A 17,810-nucleotide genomic window follows, 5' to 3' on the forward strand; every position below is an offset into this window, starting at 1 on the left:
GTTCGCCGTCGCCTGCCCATGCGCTATCTGCTGCCCGTGCTCCTGCTCGTCGCGCTGCTCGCCATGCTGATGCTGCGCGGCTATGTGCACAGCGAGATCCTTGCGGACCACCGCGTACGACCGCCGGCGTCCAGCGACCAGGTGCCCGAGAAGATCCTCCAGGGCGGGCCGGTCATCGACGCCCGCGGCACCAAGGCCCCGACAGCGCTGAGCGTCCCGGACCGCCGGCTCGTGCTCACCTTCGACGACGGGCCCGACCCGGCGTGGACTCCGAAGGTCCTCGACAAGCTGAAGCAGCACAACGCCCATGCCGTCTTCTTCGTCACCGGCACCATGGCCTCCCGCCACCCGGAACTGGTGGAACGGATGGTGCACGAGGGGCACGAGGTCGGGCTGCACACCTTCAATCACCCCGATCTCTCCTTCCAGTCCACCGCCCGCATCGACTGGGAGCTGTCGCAGAACCAGCTGGCCATCGCCGGCGCGGCCGGTATCCGCACCTCACTGTTCAGGCCCCCGTACTCCTCGTTCTCCGACGCCCTGGACAACGAGTCCTGGCCGGTCACCCAGTACATAGGCAGCCGCGGCTACATCACCGCGTTCAACAACACCGACTCCGAGGACTGGAAGCGTCCCGGCGTCGAAGCAATCATCGAGAGGGCCACGCCCAAGGGCACCAAGGGCTCGATCGTGCTGATGCACGACTCCGGCGGCGACCGCTCGCAGACCGTCGCGGCCCTGGACCGCTTCCTGCCGCAGATGAAGGAACGCGGCTACAAGTTCACCAATCTCACCGAGGCACTCGGCGTAGCCAGCGCCCACACCCAGGTCACCGGACCCGAGCTGTGGAAGGGCAAGGCGTTCGTCGCCGCCGTCGCCGTCTCCGAGAACACCACCGAGGTCCTGGTCGTCGGCCTGGCCGCGATCGGCGTGCTCGTCTTCGTCCGCTTCGGACTGATGCTGGTGCTCTCCTTCGCCCACGCCCGCAAGGTGCGCAGGCCGGGCTTCGGTTGGGGGCCGCCGATCACCCGCCCGGTGTCCGTGCTCGTGCCCGCGTACAACGAACGCGAATGCATCGCCAACACCGTGAACTCGCTGATGGCCAGCGAGCACCCCATCGAGGTCATCGTCATCGACGACGGCTCGTCCGACGGCACCGCCGACATCGTCCAGGCGCTGCGGCTGCCCAACGTCCGTGTCGTACGGCAGCCCAACTCCGGCAAGCCCGCCGCGCTCAACAACGGCATCCGGCACGCCCGTTATGACATCGTCGTCATGATGGACGGCGACACCGTCTTCGAGCCGTCCACCGTCGGCGAACTCGTCCAGCCCTTCGCGGACATGCGCGTCGGCGCGGTCGCGGGCAACGCCAAGGTCGGCAACCGCGACAGCCTCATCGGCGCCTGGCAGCACATCGAGTACGTCATGGGCTTCAACCTCGACCGCCGTATGTACGACGTCATGGGCTGTATGCCCACCATCCCCGGTGCGGTCGGCGCCTTCCGCCGCCAGGCCCTGGAGCGGGTCGGCGGCATGAGCGAGGACACCCTCGCCGAGGACACCGACATCACCATGGCCATCCACCGCGACGGCTGGCGCGTCGTATACGCCGAGAACGCCCGCGCCTGGACCGAGGCCCCCGAGTCCGTCCAGCAGTTGTGGTCGCAGCGCTACCGCTGGAGCTACGGCACCATGCAGGCGATCTGGAAGCACCGCGGCGCCCTCGTCGAACGCGGTCCCTCGGGCCGTTTCGGCCGGGTCGGCCTGCCGATGGTGTCGCTGTTCATGATCGTGTTCCCGCTGCTGGCCCCGCTGATCGACGTCTTCCTCCTGTACGGGCTGGTCTTCGGTCCCACCGGGAAGACGATCGCCGCCTGGCTCGGCGTGCTCGCCATCCAGGCCGTCTGCGCCGCGTACGCCTTCCGGCTCGACCGGGAACGCATGACGCACCTGATCACGCTGCCCCTGCAGCAGCTCCTGTACCGGCAGCTCATGTACGTGGTGCTGCTTCAGTCCTGGATCACCGCGCTCACCGGTGGGCGGCTTCGCTGGCAGAAGCTGCGCCGTACGGGTGTGGTGGAGGCGCCCGGTGGCATACCGGGCCAGCGCCAGCGCGGTGACGACCGGAGGCCCGTCGCATGACCACCCACCCGATCCACACGGGCGGCGTGCCGCAGGGCCGTCACACGGCGGCGACGGACGCAGCCACAGCCGTCCCGGCCGCGGCGGCCGGCGCTCCGGCGGCGGCGCCCAAGCGCCCGGGCCGGGACCGCTATCTCGACCTGCTGCGCTCCGTCGCGCTGGTCCGCGTCGTCGTGTACCACATCTTCGGCTGGGCCTGGCTGACGGTCGTCTTCCCCTCCATGGGCGTGATGTTCGCGCTGGCCGGCTCGCTGATGGCGCGTTCGCTCTCACGGCCGGCCTGGGGCGTCATCCGGGGCCGTGTCCGCCGGCTGCTGCCGCCGATGTGGGCGTTCTCGGCGTTCGTCGTGCCGGTGATCTTCTACTTCGGCTGGAAGCCGCTGAAGGAAGAAGGCGTGTGGTGGTTCATCAAGCTGGCCTGGTACATCGTGCCGGTCGGCGCACCGCCGTACCCCTGGCACAGCGGTGACAAGGCCGGCCTGCTGGAGGACACCTGGGCGGTCCAGGCGGCGGGCCCGCTCTGGTACATCCGCGCCTACCTGTGGTTCGTGATCGCCTCGCCGCTGCTGCTGTGGGCGTTCCGCAAGGTGCCGTGGGCGACGCTGCTGGCGCCGCTCGGGCTCACCGCGATCGTAGGCTCCGGGCTGGTCACGATCCCCGGCGAGACCGGCAACGCGATCAGCGACTTCGCCTGCTACGGCTCCTGCTGGGTGCTGGGCTTCGCCCACCAGTCGGGCCTGTTGGCGAAGGTTCCGCGCTACCTCTCGATATCGGCGTCCGCGCTGATCATGGCGTTCGGCCTGTGGTGGGCGTCAGGGCATCTGACGGCCGACGGCTGGGACCTCAATGACATTCCCCTCGCCCAGGCGACCTGGTCGTTCGGCTTCTGCGTGATCCTGCTGACGTACTCGCCGTCCTGGCAGGAACTGCCCGGCAAGCTCGCCCGATTCGACACGCTTGTTACTCTTTCCAACAACCGCGCCGTGACGATCTACCTCTGGCACAACCTGCTGATCATGGCGACGATCCCGGTCATCGACCTGCTCTGGGAGATCCCGGGCGTCTATCCGACGTACGAAGGTCTCCTGGAGAGCGTCTACACCACCCTGATGCTGATCGTCGTCTGGCCGCTGATCGGCCTGATGATCGTCGCGGTGGGGTGGCTGGAGGACGTCGCGGCCAAGCGCCGCCCGCGGCTGTGGCCCAATGGATCGTCCCGGGGGCGCCGTCGCTCACACCGGGCGTGACCGCCGGGTGAGAGCAAGGTTTCGCACCGGTCACCTCCCGGCACCGGGATGAAACGAGCCGTCCCTACCTTCATCCTCACGACCAGACAAAGGTGGAGGCGCGTGATGGCAGGCCGGTGGATCGAAACGTGGGACCCCGAGGACGAGACTTTCTGGCGGGAGAAGGGGGAGCGGATCGCCCGGCGCAATCTCGCCTTCTCCGTGCTCAGTGAGCACATCGGCTTCTCCATCTGGACCCTGTGGTCCGTGATGGTCCTGTTCATGGGACCCGAGTACGGCATCGACCCGGCCGGGAAGTTCTTCCTGATCGCGACGGCGACGTTCGTCGGCGCCGTGATCCGGGTGCCGTACACCTTCGCCGTCGCCAAGTTCGGCGGCCGCAACTGGACCATCTTCAGCGCACTGCTGCTGCTCCTGCCGACCGGCGCGGCCTACACCGTCATGGAGCCCGGCACCTCGTACACGACCTTCCTGGCGGTGGCCGCGCTCACCGGCGTCGGCGGCGGCAACTTCGCGTCGTCGATGACGAACATCAACGCCTTCTTCCCGCTGCACAAGAAGGGCTGGGCGCTCGGGCTCAACGCGGGCGGCGGCAACATCGGCGTACCGGTCATCCAGCTGGTGTCCCTGCTGGTCATCGGCACCGCAGGGGCCGCCCACCCGCGTCTCGTGCTCGGTATCTACATGCCGCTGATCGTGATCGCCGCCCTGTGCGCCGCGCTGTGGATGGACAACCTCACGCCGGTCAAGAACGACACCGGCGCGGCGAAGGAAGCGGTCAAGGATCCCCACACCTGGATCATGTCCTTCCTCTACATCGGCACCTTCGGCTCCTTCATCGGCTACAGCTTCGCCTTCGGCCTGGTCCTGCAGACCCAGTTCGGCCGCACCCCGCTGCAGGCCGCCTCGCTCACCTTCATCGGCCCGCTCCTCGGCTCCCTGATCCGGCCCGTCGGAGGACTGCTCGCCGACCGCTTCGGCGGCGCACGCATCACCCTGTGGAACTTCGTGGCCATGGCCGGGGCGACCGGTGTCGTAGTCGCCGCCTCGGTCCAGAAGTCCCTGCCGGTCTTCCTCATCGGCTTCACCTCCCTGTTCGTGCTCAGCGGCCTCGGCAACGGATCCACCTACAAGATGATCCCCGGCATCTTCCAGAACAAGGCGCTCGCCAAGGGCATGACCGGCGAGGCCGCGGCCGCCTACGGACGCCGGCTCTCGGGGGCCTCGATGGGCCTGATCGGAGCCGTCGGCGCGGTCGGCGGCCTCGCCATCAACCTCGCCTTCCGCCAGTCCTTCCTGACCGCGGGCACCGGCACGGCCGCCTTCGTCTCCTTCCTGGCCTTCTACGCGGTCTGCTCCGTGGTGACCTGGGCGGTATACCTTCGCCGGCCGGTCGCGGTGCCGGTGCGCACCGCCGAGACCGACGCGGAGCCCCAGCTCGAGTACGCCAGGGTGTGAACGGGCGGAGTACGTAACGGCAAGGAAATATGAGCGATCCGGGCCTGTCACGCACCTTTGACAGGCTCGGTCGCCCATTCACTGTTCAGTGGGGACCACACCATGCACGACCACGGCCAATCGCACGGCCCCCTCGCGGGCTTCACCGTCGGCGTCACCGCCGCCCGGCGCGCCGATGAGCTCGGCGCCCTGCTGCGACGTCGTGGAGCGGCCGTGCAGCATGCCCCCGCGCTGCGCATCGTCCCGCTCGCCGACGACGCGGAACTGCTCGCCGCCACCAAGGAGCTGATCGACCACGCGCCCGACGTGGTCGTCGCCACCACCGCCATCGGGTTCCGCGGCTGGGTCGAGGCCGCCGACGGGTGGGGCTTCGGCGAGGAGCTGCTGGCCCGGCTGCGCGGTGTGGAACTCCTGGCGCGCGGCCCGAAGGTGAAGGGCGCGATCCGCGCCGCGGGGCTCACCGAGGAGTGGTCACCGGCGTCCGAGTCCATGGCCGAGGTGCTGGACCGGCTGCTCGGCCAGGGCGTCGACGGCCGGCGTATCGCCCTCCAGCTGCACGGCGAGCCGCTGCCCGGGTTCGTCGAGGCACTGCGGGCCGGGGGCGCCGATGTGGTCCTTGTACCCGTCTACCGCTGGATGGCGCCCGAGGACATCGCCCCGCTGGACCGGCTGCTGGACGCGGCCCTCTCACGGGGCCTGGACGCCATCACCTTCACCAGTGCCCCGGCCGCCGTCTCCCTGCTCGCGCGCGCCGAGCACCGCGGACTGCTGCCGCAGCTGCTAGAGGCCCTCGATCACGATGTGCTCGCGGCCTGCGTGGGGCCGGTCACCGCGGTGCCGCTCCAGGCCTCCGGCGTGCCCACGGTGTCGCCGGAGCGCTTCCGGCTCGGCCCGCTCGTCCAGCTGATCGGCATGGAACTGCCCGCCCGCGCCCGTACGCTCCCCGTCGCCGGCCGCCGGGTCGAGATCCGCGGTCATGCCGTCCTGGTCGACAACGATCTGCGCCCGGTCCCGCCCGCCGGCATGGCCCTGCTGCGTGTCCTGTCGGAGCGGCCGGGCTGGGTCGTCTCCCGCCCCGACCTGCTGCGCGCGCTGCCCGGCGCGGGCAGGGACGAGCATGCCGTGGAGACGGCGATGGCCCGGCTGCGTACGGCTCTGGGAGCGCCCAAGCTGATCCAGACCGTCGTCAAACGGGGCTACCGCCTGGCGCTGGACCCGGCCGCCGACACCAAGTACGCCGACGCCTGACCGTACGCGGGCGGATGCCGCGCACCGGTGACGGCCCGCCGACAGGCAGCCGGTGACCGGTCATTGAGAGACGCGGAGTCGACTCCACCGGCAGGACTGTCTGCGGGGCCATGGGCCGCGGGGCGTGACCGGGGTGGCCCCTCCCTCCAACCGCCCTGATGTGCTGGGCGTGTTGGCCGGCAGTCCGGAAGCCCCGTTCCGCTGTACGGCCCAAGGCGCCGCGTCGCGCCGGTGAACGCCCGCCGCCGGGCCGACCGTGCGCCAGTGACCGGTAAACACAGGGTGCGGCCCGAGGAGGGGTTCCGGCGGCACCCGCCGACGGGCACTCTGGTGGGGGACAGCCGGCGGTGACCCCGAGGCGGTGGCAGGCGCATGACAGCGGTGGGCATGGATGTGGGGATTCCCCCCGCGCAGCGAGGGGGAGAGTGGAGGTTCGACTCCGGGCGGATCTGCCTGGATCTCGTGGCGACATCCGAGGAGGTCCCCCAGGCGGCCGCCGCCGCGCGCGAACCACTCGCGGGAGACGGGCGGTTGGAACACTGGCTGATCGGGGCCGGACTGGTGCCGGGCGGCACTCTGCTCGGCTGCGTCGACGACGGCTGGGTGGCCCGATTCGTCGACCTGCGCGACTGTGTGGCCCAGCTGGTGCGCGCCGAACTCGACGGCCGTGGCGCCGAGTCCGCGCTGGACCGGGTCAACGCCATCGCCGCGGGTCCGCCGCCCTGCATCAGGGCCGTACGGGATCACGACGGCGCGCTCGTCAGGGCCCTCGCCACGGCGCCCGAGTGCGGGGCGCTGCTCGCCGCCGTGGCGCGTGACGCCGTCGAGCTGCTGACCGATCCCACGGCCCGCGCGAGGCTGCGGCAGTGCGAGGGAGACAACTGCCGCCGTGTGTATTTGGACACATCACGCGGACGTCGGCGCCGCTGGTGTTCGAGTGAGGTATGCGGCAACCGGGAGCGCGTTGCCAGGCATCGGCGCCGCAACGCCGCCGTGGCTAGGGCCTGATGACCCCTTAAAAGATCTTGAAACTTTTTCGGCCGGCGTTGAGTCAACCTTCCGCGGCCCCCGTAGTGAAGGGGGACAAGCAGCCAGCCGAAGAACAAGGTCTCGACCGGGAGGATCAGGTGCGCAAAGATGCCGCCGTGGCCGATGACCGTCCGCAACGGGCCCGCCATCGCAGCGAGAAGGCACGCGACACCTCCACGCCCGACGAGGAGTTGATGCGTGCGCTCTACCGCGAACACGCCGGACCGTTGCTTGCTTATGTACTCCGTCTTGTCGCCGGCGATCGCCAGCGCGCCGAAGACGTCGTACAGGAGACGCTCATCCGTGCCTGGAAGAACGCCGGCCAGCTCAACCGTGCTACCGGCTCTGTCCGACCCTGGCTGGTGACGGTCGCCCGGCGCATCGTCATCGACGGTCACCGCAGCCGGCAGGCCCGGCCGCAGGAGGTCGACCCGTCGCCGCTGGAGGTCATGCCCGCGGAGGACGAGATCGACAAGGCGTTGTGGCTGATGACGCTATCGGATGCGCTCGATGATTTGACGCCCGCTCACAGGGAAGTTCTTGTCGAGACGTACTTCAAGGGGCGCACGGTCAATGAGGCTGCCGAAACACTCGGCATACCCAGCGGGACGGTGCGGTCCCGGGTGTTCTACGCACTCCGTTCCATGAAGCTAGCTCTGGAGGAAAGGGGGGTCTCGGCATGACCATGTATGAGCAGGAGTCCGTACACGACGCCGTCGGCGCGTATGTGCTCGGCGTGCTCGACCAAGCGGACGCCTCCGCCTTCGAGGCGCATCTGGCGGGCTGCGACATCTGCGCCGCCCACCTCGAGGAGTTCTCGGGCATCGAGCCGATGCTGGCGATGCTGGCCGAGGCACCCGCCCCCGCACCACCGCAGAGCAATGTCTACAACCTGCCCGGCATGCGATCGGCGACACCGCCGCCACGGGCCGTGCCCGTGGTCCCCTCGCCGCCCGGCCCCAAGGTGCTCGGCGGCCTGCTGAACGAGGTGGCCGCCAGGCGTGCGCAGAAGCGCCGGCGCGGGATGTACCTCGTCGCGGCCGCGGCCGCGATGATCATCGGCGGTCCGGCCGTCGCGGTCGTCGCCACCGGCAACGAGAGCGGCGGCAACCAGGCCGGCAGCCCCGTCGACCCGCACCCCACGAGCCCTGCCGAGGACGCCTTCTTCAACCACATGGAGGAGAAGATCCAGGCCACGGACGCGTCAACCAAGGTCAACGCGGTCGTCGGCATGGAGAAGAAGCCCTACGGCACCCACGCGGTCCTGCAGCTCAAGAACGTCAAGGGCCCGCTGAAGTGCAACCTCATCGCCGTCTCCAAGACCGGCGAGGAGGAGGTCGTGACGTCCTGGGCCGTGCCCAAGTGGGGATACGGCATCCCCGACAGCCAGAACGAGATGGCCAAGAAGCCGCTGTACGTCCACGGCGGCGCGGCGATGGACCGCAACGACATCGATCACTTCGAGGTACGTACCTTCGACGGCGAGCGACTGGTGGAGGTCGGCGCCTGACAGACCCGCCCCCTTCGCGTACGGTTGACGGCTGCCCAGTGCACGTCAGAAGGGGGCCTCGGTGGCCGCGCAGGATGCCGCTGTGAATTCCGTGGTCGGTTCGACCGCCGACACGGTGCGAGACCGTGAAATCGGTGTCGAGCAGGAACATCTGGACCAGGTGTACCGCCGCCTCGAGGAGAAGATCCACGAGGCGGAGTTCCTGATGCACGACGCCGCCAAGAAGGGGCAGGTGGGCACCCCCGGCGCGCTCGCCGAGCGGGATGCCCAGGTCTTCCGAGCGGGCATCCACCTCAACCGCCTCAACAACGAGTTCGAGGACTTCCTCTTCGGCCGCATCGACCTGCTGTACGGCAAGGACGGCACGAAGGGTCCGGACGGCGCCTACACCTCCGTCGAGCCCGCCGACGACGCCGTACGGCAGGACGGCACCCATCAGGTCGCGGAGATCGGCGAGACCCTGCACATCGGGCGGATCGGCGTCCTCGACTCCGACTACTCGCCCATGGTCATCGACTGGCGCGCGCCGGCCGCGGCCCCCTTCTACCGCTCCACCCCGGTCGACCCCGGCCGCGTGGTGCGCCGCCGGGTCATCCGCTCCAAGGGCCGCAAGGTCCTCGGCGTCGAGGACGACCTGATGCGCCCGGAGCTGACCGCCACGCTGAACGGGGCCGAGCTCCCGGTCGTCGGCGACGGCGCCCTGATGGCGGCGCTCGGACAGGCCCGCAGCCACACCATGCGCGACATCGTCGCCTCCATCCAGGCGGAGCAGGACCTGGTGATCCGCGCCCCCGCCGCCTCGGTCACCTACGTCGAGGGCGGCCCGGGGACGGGCAAGACCGCGGTGGCCCTGCACCGGGCGGCGTATCTGCTCTACCAGGACCGCAGACGGTACGCGGGCGGCATCCTCATCGTCTCCCCGACCCCGCTGCTCGTCGCCTACACCGAGGGCGTGCTGCCGTCGCTGGGCGAGGAGGGGCAGGTCGCCATCCGCGCACTCGGCTCGCTGGTCGACGGAGCGCAGGCGACGGCGTACGACGACCCCGCCGTCGCCCGCATCAAGGGTTCGTCCCGCATGCTCACGGTGCTGCGCAGGGCCGCGCGGGGCGCACTGGAGCTGCCGACCGCGGCGGGAGGCCCCCGGGGCCAGCTGGCCTTCGGCGAGGAGGACGAGCCCCGGCCCGCCGCCACGCCGACCCGGCTGAGAGTGGTCGCCTTCGGGCGGCGTCTGGAGCTGGAGGCCGACGAGCTGCAGCGCATCAGGCACAACGTCCTCGGCGGCACCACACCGGTCAATCTGCTGCGCCCGCGGGCCCGGCGACTGCTGCTGGACGCCCTGTACGCCAAGTCCGGCGCGGTCGGCCGGCACAGCGACCCGGAGCTCGCCGCCGAGCTGCGCTCCTCCTTCGACGAGGACATCACCGGCGAGGACAGCTTCATCGACTTCCTGGCCGCGTGGTGGCCGGAACTGACCCCGCGCTCCGTGCTCTCGGCGATGGCCGACGAGCGGCGGCTCGGCCGCTGGGCGCGCCGGGTGCTCAACCAGGGAGAGGTGCGCAGACTCGCCCGCTCGCTGCGCCGCGACGCCCTCTCGGTGCACGACGTGGCGCTGCTGGACGAGCTGCAGACGCTGCTCGGCACCCCTGCCCCTCCCCGCCGCAAGCGCGAGTTCGACCCGCTGGACCAGCTGACCGGTCTGGAGGAGCTGATGCCGCAGCGCGAGGAGACGCAGCGCGAGCGGGCCGAGCGGCTGGCGGCGGAGCGCACCGAGTACGCGCATGTCATCGTCGACGAGGCGCAGGACCTGACGCCGATGCAGTGGCGGATGGTCGGCCGGCGCGGCCGGCAGGCCACCTGGACGGTCGTCGGCGACCCCGCGCAGTCGTCCTGGTCCTCCCCGGACGAGGCGGCCGAGGCCCGCGACGAGGCTCTCGGCACCCGCCCGCGCCGCCGCTTCGAGCTGACCGTGAACTACCGCAACCCGTCCGAGATCGCCGAACTCGCGGCGAAGGTGCTCACGCTCGCCATGCCCGGTATGAAGGCCCCTTCCGCGGTGCGTTCCACCGGCGTGCGGCCGCGTTTCGCCGTCGTGCCGCAGGGCGGGGATCTGGCCGGGGCCGTACGGGCCGAGGCGCGGCGGCTGCTGGACGAGGTCGAGGGCACGGTCGGTGTCGTCGTCGCCATGAACCGGCGCGAGCAGGCGGCGCGCTGGCTGGCGGGCCTCGGCGACCGCGTGGTGGCGCTCGGCTCGCTGGAGGCCAAGGGTCTGGAGTACGACGCGACGATCGTCGTCTCGCCCGCGGAGATCGCCGACGAGTCCCCGGCCGGGCTGCGGGTGCTCTACGTGGCGCTGACCCGGGCCACGCAGCAGCTCACGGTGGTCTCGGACCGCCGCGACGAGCCGGACGCGGACGGGGTTCCGGACCTGCTGCGGGACTGAGGCGCGGTCAGTGCGCGAGGAGGAATCACTTCCCGGGGTCGTTTGTTAGCCTGGGTGTGGCACCGGCCCGATCCAAGCCCCCGGGCCCAACCTTCGTCGCCACGAGCGACCACTTGCCGCGAGGCGAGCATGGCGGGCCGGTGTCACTCAACACGTGGATCGAAGAGGTCCGCGCCACCGCATCGGTGGCGCGGACCTCTTCTGCGTGACCTGGCCTTCTCGTATGGTGGAAAGAATCTTCCGAAAACAAAATGACCGCATTACCTGCTACTGGCAGGTAGGTGTCACCATCGGAAGGCGCTGCCGGGCGACAGCCATGGCGCCGCACAGCAATGAAGCTAGGGAAAGCAGAGGAACCCGGTCATGGCAACGGCGCCCAGCGTCTCGTACTCGATGACGGTCAGGCTGGAGGTGCCCGCGAGCGGGACCGCGGTCTCCCAGCTCACCACGGCCGTGGAGTCCTCCGGCGGCCACGTGACCGGCCTGGATGTGACCGCCTCCGGCCACGAGAAGCTGCGGATCGACGTCACGGTCGCAGCGACCTCCACCGCGCACGCCGACGAGATCGTGCGGGAGCTGCGCCTGATCGAGGGCGTCGTCGTCGGCAAGGTCTCCGACCGTACGTTCCTGATGCACCTCGGCGGCAAGATCGAGATGCAGTCCAAGCACCCCATCCGCAACCGTGACGATCTCTCGATGATCTACACGCCGGGCGTGGCGCGCGTCTGCATGGCGATCGCCGAGAACCCCGAGGACGCCCGCCGCCTCACGATCAAGCGCAACTCGGTTGCAGTGGTGACCGACGGTTCCGCCGTACTCGGCCTCGGCAACATCGGCCCCATGGCCGCGCTCCCGGTGATGGAGGGCAAGGCGGCCCTCTTCAAGCGCTTCGCCGGCATCGACGCCTGGCCGATCTGCCTGGACACGCAGGACACCGACGCCATCGTCGAGATCGTCAAGGCGATCGCCCCCGGCTTCGCCGGCATCAACCTCGAGGACATCTCCGCGCCCCGTTGCTTCGAGATCGAGGCGCGACTGCGCGAGGCCCTGGACATCCCCGTCTTCCACGACGACCAGCACGGCACCGCGATCGTCGTGCTCGCGGCGCTGACCAACGCGCTGCGCGTGGTGGGCAAGGCGGCCGAGGACGTACGGGTCGTCATGTCCGGCGCGGGTGCGGCCGGCACGGCCATCCTCAAGCTGCTGATCGCCGCGGGCGTCAAGCACGCGGTCGTCGCCGACATCCATGGTGTGGTGCACGCGGGCCGCGCGGACCTGGTCGACGCCGCACCCGAGTCCCCGCTGCGCTGGGTCGCCGACAACACCAATCCCGAAGGCGTCACGGGCACGCTCAAGGAGGCCGTCGTCGACGCGGACGTCTTCATCGGCGTCTCCGCCCCCAACCTGCTCGGCGCCCACGACGTCGCGGCGATGGCGGAGGGCGCCATCGTGTTCGCGCTCGCGAACCCGGACCCGGAGGTCGACCCGGCAATCGCCCGCCAGACGGCGGCAGTTGTGGCCACCGGACGGTCGGACTTCCCCAACCAGATCAACAATGTGCTGGTCTTCCCGGGCGTCTTCCGCGGTCTGCTGGACGCCCAGTCCCGCACGGTCAACACCGAGATGATGCTCGCGGCCGCGAAGGCACTCGCGGACGTCGTCACCGAGGACGAACTCAACCCGAACTACATCATTCCATCCGTCTTCAACGACAAGGTCGCCGGAGCGGTGGCGGGCGCCGTGCGCGAGGCTGCCAAGGCGGCAGGGGCGGCTGTGACAGGCCCCACGTCCGCCTGACATACGGCGCGTCGCGGGTCGCGGGGTTGCAAACCCCCCTTTAGGGTGGCGGACCATGAGCCGGCGGCCCCGGTATGCCCCCGACCGTCGCTCCGAGGAGTTTCGGCTCCGAGGAGTTTCGACGGAGTCGACGGAACGTCACCACGGCGAGGCAGTGGCGCTTTTCGTGTGACCCCGGAGGGTGCCGGATTGGCTTTCCCGCCGCTGGTGGGGGCAGGATGCGTATTCGGGCGCGAGGGTCTGACAGCAGACCCGGGTCCGGGGACTGTCCAAGGGCCCTGGCAGCATCGGCTTCGATCTCACGCCTCACAGGCAAGAAGAACACGGGAGTAACAACATGAACCGCAGTGAGCTGGTGGCCGCCCTGGCCGACCGCGCCGAGGTGACCCGCAAGGACGCCGACGCCGTGCTGGCCGCTCTCGCCGAGGTGGTCGGCGAGGTCGTCGCCAAGGGCGACGAGAAGGTCACCATCCCCGGCTTCCTGACCTTCGAGCGCACCCACCGTGCCGCTCGCACCGCTCGTAACCCGCAGACCGGCGACCCGATCCAGATCCCGGCCGGCTACAGCGTGAAGGTCTCCGCGGGCTCCAAGCTCAAGGAAGCCGCCAAGGGCAAGTAAGCCCCCAGGCAGTGCACCGAGGCGGCCACCCTGTCAGGGGGTGGCCGCCTCGGTGTTTGCCGCTCCACGGGCCGTACAGCGCCTTCCCCGGCCCGACGCCTGCCGTCCGCGCGGGCCGCGGCGCGGATGACTGCCCTCGGCGCCGGCCTGGCCGGGCGGACGCCGCCTGCCCTCGCCCGCCCCGCCGCGGTGCGCACACGGACGGCGACGGCCCCCTGGGGGTGTCCCCAGGGGGCCGTCGCCGTGCGGTGCGGGCGTCAGACGAGTGCGCCGCCGGGGAGCTCCACCTTCGCGCCCAGCTTCTCGAGCTTCTCCATGAAGTTCTCGTAGCCGCGGTTGATCAGGTCGATACCGTGCACCCGGCTCGTGCCCTGCGCGGCCAGCGCCGCGATCAGATACGAGAAGCCGCCCCGCAGGTCCGGGATGACCAGGTCCGCGCCCTGGAGTTTCGTCGGGCCCGACACGACCGCCGAGTGCAGGAAGTTGCGCTGGCCGAAGCGGCAGTGGGAGCCGCCCAGGCACTCGCGGTACAGCTGGATGTGCGCGCCCATCTGGTTGAGCGCCGAGGTGAAGCCGAGCCGCGACTCGTACACCGTCTCGTGGACGATGGACAGGCCCGTCGCCTGCGTCAGCGCCACCACCAGCGGCTGCTGCCAGTCGGTCTGGAAGCCGGGGTGCACGTCCGTCTCCAGTGCGATCGACTTCAGCCGCCCGCCCGGGTGCCAGAAGCGGATGCCCTCGTCGTCGATCTCGAAGGCGCCGCCGACCTTGCGGTAGGTGTTGAGGAAGGTCATCATCGAGCGCTGCTGCGCGCCGCGCACGTAGATGTTGCCCTCGGTCGCCAGCGCGGCCGATGCCCAGGAGGCCGCCTCCAGCCGGTCCGGGAGCGCGCGGTGCGTGTAGCCGCCGAGCTTGTCGACACCGGTGATCCGGATGGTCCGGTCCGTGTCCATGGAGATGATCGCGCCCATCTTCTGCAGAACGCAGATGAGGTCCTCGATCTCCGGCTCCACCGCGGCGTTGGTCAGCTCTGTGACACCCTCGGCCAGCACGGCCGTAAGCAGCACCTGCTCGGTCGAGCCGACCGACGGGTACGGCAGCCGGATCTTGGTGCCGCGCAGCCGCTGGGGGGCCTCCAGGTACTGCCCGTCCGCCCGCTTCTCGATCGTCGCGCCGAACTGGCGCAGCACCTCGAAGTGGAAGTCGATGGGCCGGCCGCCGATGTCGCAGCCGCCGAGGCCTGGGATGAAGGCGTGGCCGAGCCGGTGCAGCAGCGGCCCGCAGAAGAGGATCGGGATGCGCGACGAGCCCGCGTGCGCGTCGATGTCCGCGACGTTCGCACTCTCGACGTGCGACGGGTCGAGGACCAGCTCACCCGGCTCCTCACCGGGCCGTACCGTCACTCCGTGCAGCTGCAGGAGCCCGCGGACGACGCGCACATCACGGATGTCGGGCACATTGCGCAGCCGGCTCGGCTCACTGCCGAGCAGGGCGGCAACCATCGCCTTGGGCACGAGGTTCTTCGCGCCGCGGACGCGGATCTCGCCCTCGAGCGGGGTTCCGCCGTGGACAAGCAGTACATCGTCTGTGCCGGTCATGAATCTCGCGTTCCGGAGGGGTCCCCCCGGTGGAGCGAGGGGGACGTCGGGCAGGGGCCAGGGAAAAGGGTAAGCGTCCTACACCTCTGCCCCGTAGGGCCGAGGTGGACCTCAGGCGTAATGAATTCGGTACAACACGTTCCGTTGGCACCGGCATGCGCAGGGTCACCACGCCGCCCTTCGGACGCATGTGCGCACCGCGCGCTCTGAGCTGCGCTCACTCACACTCTGCCGCTCGACCCCCGCGGAGGGCGAAGATGCGGGATCATGTCTCGCATGACCGAGGTGTCCTCGCTCACAGGACGGCTGCTCGTCGCCGCACCCGCCCTCACGGACCCGAACTTCGACCGCGCGGTGGTGCTGCTGCTCGATCACGACGACGAGGGCTCCCTCGGTGTGGTTCTCAACAGGCCGACCCCGGTGGGCGTGGGGGACGTCCTGGAGCCATGGGCGGCCCTCGCGGGTGATCCCGGGGTCGTCTTCCAGGGCGGCCCGGTCTCCCTCGACTCGGCGCTCGGCGTCGCGGTGATCCCCGGTGACGAGGGGCCGCTCGGCTGGCGGCGGGTGTACGGCGCGATCGGTCTGGTGGACCTGGAGGCGCCGCCGGAGCTGCTCGGAGCGGCCCTCGGCTCCCTGCGGATCTTCGCCGGGTACGCGGGCTGGGGCCCGGGCCAGCTGGAGGACGAGCTGACCGAAGGCGCCTGGTACGTCGTCGAGTCGGAGCCCGGTGATGTCTCGTCGCCGCGCCCGGAGAGCCTGTGGCGCGCGGTGCTGCGGCGCCAGCGCAGCGAACTGGCCATGTTCGCGACCTATCCGGACGACCCGACCCTGAATTGACAGGTCCGTCCGCCCCGTGGGGTCTCGCTCCCGTACGGGCCCGCGCGTGGGTACCCTTGGAGCTCATGAGCACTCTTGAGCCCGAGCGCGGGACAGGCACCGGGACCCTGGTAGAACCGACGCCACAGGTGTCGCACGGCGACGGCGACCATGAGCGCTTCGCCCATTACGTCCAGAAGGACAAGATCATGGCGAGTGCCCTCGACGGCACTCCCGTGGTGGCGCTGTGCGGAAAGGTCTGGGTGCCCGGGCGTGACCCGAAGAAGTACCCGGTCTGCCCGATGTGCAAGGAGATCTACGAGTCCATGGGCTCCGGTGGCGACAAGGGCGACAAGGACAAGAAGTAGGCGGTGATCGAGGGGTAACCCCGAGAGCTCGCCGGCTCACGGCCCCCGGGGCGCGCACTGCGCGCCCCGGGGGCCGTTGTGCGTTGCGTGGAGTGCGGCTGTCGGTCACCAAGTGGTCGAGACCTCTTGTCCGGTGGATTGCGCACCCTCTAGCCTCCTGCGTGTTGTGCAGTGCGAAACGCTCGTTGCATATATTGCAACGCCGATTCACAGGGGACCTCGCATGAAGCTCATCGCCCGAATCGTCGCCCCGGCCGCGGCACTTGCGCTGGCGGGCCTCACCGCCGCCGCCTGTGCTCCCCAGACCTCCGACAACAGCGCCAAGAACGACGAGAAGAGCGGCACACTGCGGGTCTGGCTCTTCCAGGAGGTCAACAACAAGCCCAAGGAACAGGTCGTCGACGAGGCCGTCGCCGCCTTCCGCAAGGAGCACAAGGACGCCGAGGTCGAGATCGAGTACATACCGGTCGAGACCCGCGCCCAGAAGATCAAGGCCGCCTTCAACGACCCCGCGAGTGCCCCGGATCTGATCGAGTACGGCAACACCGACACCGCCGGCTACGTCAAGGACGGCGGACTCGCGGACATCAGCGCGGAGTTCGACGCCTGGGACGAGGCCAAGGACACCGACCCGACCGCCAGGCAGTCGGTCACCGTCGACGGAAAGATCTACGGCGCACCGCTGTTCGTCGGCGCGCGTGCGCTGTACTACCGCACCGACGTCTTCGAGGATCTGGGGATCGAGCCCCCCAGGACCCAGGACGAACTGATCGCCACCGCAAAGAAGATCCACAAGAAGAAGCCCGATCTCTACGGGCTCGCGGTGGGCGGCGCGTACACCTACGGTGCCATGCCCTTCATCTGGGCCAATGGCGGCGAACTGGCCGAGGCGAGCGACGGCACCTACAGGTCCGCGATCGACAGGCCGGCCGCGCGGAAGGGCATCACCTCCTACACGTCCCTCTTCGGCGACGACAACTGCCCTGCCGCCAAGTGCGCCTCCATGGGCGGCAACGCCACCGTCACCGCCTTCGCGTCGGGCAAGGCCGCCATGGCGATCGGCGGCGACTTCAGCCACCAGGCGATCGAGGCCGGCTCGGTCAAGGGCAAGTACGCGGTCGTACCGCTGCCGGGCCTGAAGGCGGGCGAGATCGCCCCGGCGTTCGCGGGCGGCAACAACATCGGCGTGCTCAAGAGCAGTTCGCACCGGACGCGGGCCGTCGACCTGATGAAGCGGTTCGCGGGCAAGGAGACCCAGGCCGAGCTGTTCGACGCGATGGGCTTCCTGCCGACGTACACCGATGTACGTGCCGAGGCGGCGAAGAAGGAGCCGTTCGTCGAGCCCTTCATCGAGACGCTGGGTGCGGGCGCCAAGTTCGTTCCGGCCTCCCCGGCCTGGGGGCAGATCGACGCCTCGCTGGTCCTGCCGACCATGTTCCAGGAGGTCGTCAGCGGCAAGAAGGACGTGGCCACGGCTTCGGCCGACGCCGCGAAGAAGATGGACGCCGCGTTCGCGGACGCGGGCTGAGCGGGCCGAG

The 17,810-nt window shown here is 70.0% G+C and carries 14 protein-coding genes; 13 read left to right on the top strand and 1 reads right to left on the bottom strand.

Annotated elements, in window-relative coordinates; translation table 11 throughout:
* Positions 1-18: 18 nt before the first annotated feature.
* The 10 genes from ACFYWI_RS07175 to ACFYWI_RS07220 all read left to right on the top strand — a co-directional run bounded on the left by ACFYWI_RS07175 (position 19) and on the right by ACFYWI_RS07220 (position 13,490).
* Entirely contained in the window at positions 19-2,142 is a 2,124-nt protein-coding gene (locus ACFYWI_RS07175) for a glycosyltransferase (RefSeq protein ID WP_389227308.1), read from the top strand.
* On the top strand, positions 2,139-3,389 hold the full coding sequence (locus ACFYWI_RS07180) for an acyltransferase (protein WP_389226499.1): 1,251 nt from the start codon (positions 2,139-2,141) through the stop codon (positions 3,387-3,389). The genes ACFYWI_RS07175 and ACFYWI_RS07180 overlap by 4 nt, the downstream gene beginning before the upstream one ends.
* Before the next feature lie 105 nt (positions 3,390-3,494).
* On the top strand, positions 3,495-4,847 hold the full coding sequence (locus tag ACFYWI_RS07185; protein WP_389226502.1) for a nitrate/nitrite transporter: 1,353 nt from the start codon (positions 3,495-3,497) through the stop codon (positions 4,845-4,847).
* 102 nt (positions 4,848-4,949) lie between these two features.
* Positions 4,950-6,095: a uroporphyrinogen-III synthase gene (locus tag ACFYWI_RS07190; protein WP_389226505.1), complete on the top strand. Its 1,146-nt coding sequence runs from the start codon at positions 4,950-4,952 to the stop codon at positions 6,093-6,095.
* A gap of 372 nt (positions 6,096-6,467) precedes the next feature.
* Positions 6,468-7,103: a CGNR zinc finger domain-containing protein gene (locus ACFYWI_RS07195; RefSeq protein WP_389226508.1), complete on the top strand. Its 636-nt coding sequence runs from the start codon at positions 6,468-6,470 to the stop codon at positions 7,101-7,103.
* Between the two features lie 119 nt (positions 7,104-7,222).
* A complete protein-coding gene (locus ACFYWI_RS07200) occupies positions 7,223-7,807 on the top strand; it encodes a sigma-70 family RNA polymerase sigma factor (RefSeq protein WP_389227311.1) in 585 nt (194 codons plus the stop codon).
* Positions 7,804-8,634, top strand: coding sequence for an anti-sigma factor family protein (locus tag ACFYWI_RS07205; protein ID WP_389226511.1), 831 nt, complete (start codon positions 7,804-7,806; stop codon positions 8,632-8,634). The genes ACFYWI_RS07200 and ACFYWI_RS07205 overlap by 4 nt, the downstream gene beginning before the upstream one ends.
* Before the next feature lie 61 nt (positions 8,635-8,695).
* On the top strand, positions 8,696-11,074 hold the full coding sequence (locus ACFYWI_RS07210; protein ID WP_389226514.1) for a HelD family protein: 2,379 nt from the start codon (positions 8,696-8,698) through the stop codon (positions 11,072-11,074).
* A 363-nt stretch (positions 11,075-11,437) separates the two neighbouring features.
* Positions 11,438-12,871 (top strand): NAD-dependent malic enzyme, encoded by a 1,434-nt coding sequence (locus ACFYWI_RS07215; protein ID WP_389226517.1) that lies wholly within the window; start codon positions 11,438-11,440, stop codon positions 12,869-12,871.
* A gap of 337 nt (positions 12,872-13,208) precedes the next feature.
* Positions 13,209-13,490 (top strand): HU family DNA-binding protein, encoded by a 282-nt coding sequence (locus ACFYWI_RS07220; protein WP_030083433.1) that lies wholly within the window; start codon positions 13,209-13,211, stop codon positions 13,488-13,490.
* 257 nt (positions 13,491-13,747) lie between these two features.
* Here the strand turns inward: ACFYWI_RS07220 and murA are convergent, their stop codons facing one another.
* Positions 13,748-15,088, bottom strand: a complete 1,341-nt coding sequence (gene murA, locus ACFYWI_RS07225; protein WP_389226520.1) for a UDP-N-acetylglucosamine 1-carboxyvinyltransferase — start codon at positions 15,086-15,088, stop codon at positions 13,748-13,750.
* Positions 15,089-15,364: 276 nt separating this feature from the next.
* Between murA and ACFYWI_RS07230 the strand changes: the two genes are divergently transcribed.
* The 3 genes from ACFYWI_RS07230 (at position 15,365) to ACFYWI_RS07240 (ending at position 17,800) form a co-directional block, all read left to right on the top strand.
* Positions 15,365-15,925 carry a YqgE/AlgH family protein gene (locus ACFYWI_RS07230; RefSeq protein WP_389226523.1) on the top strand — a complete coding sequence of 187 codons (561 nt, stop codon included), beginning with the start codon at positions 15,365-15,367 and terminating at the stop codon, positions 15,923-15,925.
* 65 nt (positions 15,926-15,990) lie between these two features.
* Entirely contained in the window at positions 15,991-16,272 is a 282-nt protein-coding gene (locus ACFYWI_RS07235; protein ID WP_389226526.1) for a DUF3039 domain-containing protein, read from the top strand.
* A gap of 223 nt (positions 16,273-16,495) precedes the next feature.
* A complete protein-coding gene (locus ACFYWI_RS07240) occupies positions 16,496-17,800 on the top strand; it encodes an extracellular solute-binding protein (protein ID WP_389226529.1) in 1,305 nt (434 codons plus the stop codon).
* The last annotated feature ends 10 nt before the right edge of the window (positions 17,801-17,810 follow it).

The sequence above is a fragment of the Streptomyces sp. NPDC002889 genome, from assembly GCF_042888425.1.
In the GTDB taxonomy this organism is placed as follows: domain Bacteria; phylum Actinomycetota; class Actinomycetes; order Streptomycetales; family Streptomycetaceae; genus Streptomyces.

Bases quoted from the DNA above. Each gene is read 5' to 3' on its own strand.
- ACFYWI_RS07230 (WP_389226523.1), top strand. From the start codon at position 15,365: ATGACCGAGGTGTCCTCGCTCACAGGACGGCTGCTCGTCGCCGCACCC.
- ACFYWI_RS07235 (WP_389226526.1), top strand. From the start codon at position 15,991: ATGAGCACTCTTGAGCCCGAGCGCGGGACAGGCACCGGGACCCTGGTA.
- ACFYWI_RS07215 (WP_389226517.1), top strand. From the start codon at position 11,438: ATGGCAACGGCGCCCAGCGTCTCGTACTCGATGACGGTCAGGCTGGAG.
- ACFYWI_RS07205 (WP_389226511.1), top strand. From the start codon at position 7,804: ATGACCATGTATGAGCAGGAGTCCGTACACGACGCCGTCGGCGCGTAT.
- ACFYWI_RS07195 (WP_389226508.1), top strand. From the start codon at position 6,468: ATGACAGCGGTGGGCATGGATGTGGGGATTCCCCCCGCGCAGCGAGGG.
- murA (WP_389226520.1), bottom strand. From the start codon at position 15,088: ATGACCGGCACAGACGATGTACTGCTTGTCCACGGCGGAACCCCGCTC.
- ACFYWI_RS07175 (WP_389227308.1), top strand. From the start codon at position 19: ATGCGCTATCTGCTGCCCGTGCTCCTGCTCGTCGCGCTGCTCGCCATG.
- ACFYWI_RS07240 (WP_389226529.1), top strand. From the start codon at position 16,496: ATGAAGCTCATCGCCCGAATCGTCGCCCCGGCCGCGGCACTTGCGCTG.
- ACFYWI_RS07190 (WP_389226505.1), top strand. From the start codon at position 4,950: ATGCACGACCACGGCCAATCGCACGGCCCCCTCGCGGGCTTCACCGTC.
- ACFYWI_RS07180 (WP_389226499.1), top strand. From the start codon at position 2,139: ATGACCACCCACCCGATCCACACGGGCGGCGTGCCGCAGGGCCGTCAC.
- ACFYWI_RS07220 (WP_030083433.1), top strand. From the start codon at position 13,209: ATGAACCGCAGTGAGCTGGTGGCCGCCCTGGCCGACCGCGCCGAGGTG.
- ACFYWI_RS07185 (WP_389226502.1), top strand. From the start codon at position 3,495: ATGGCAGGCCGGTGGATCGAAACGTGGGACCCCGAGGACGAGACTTTC.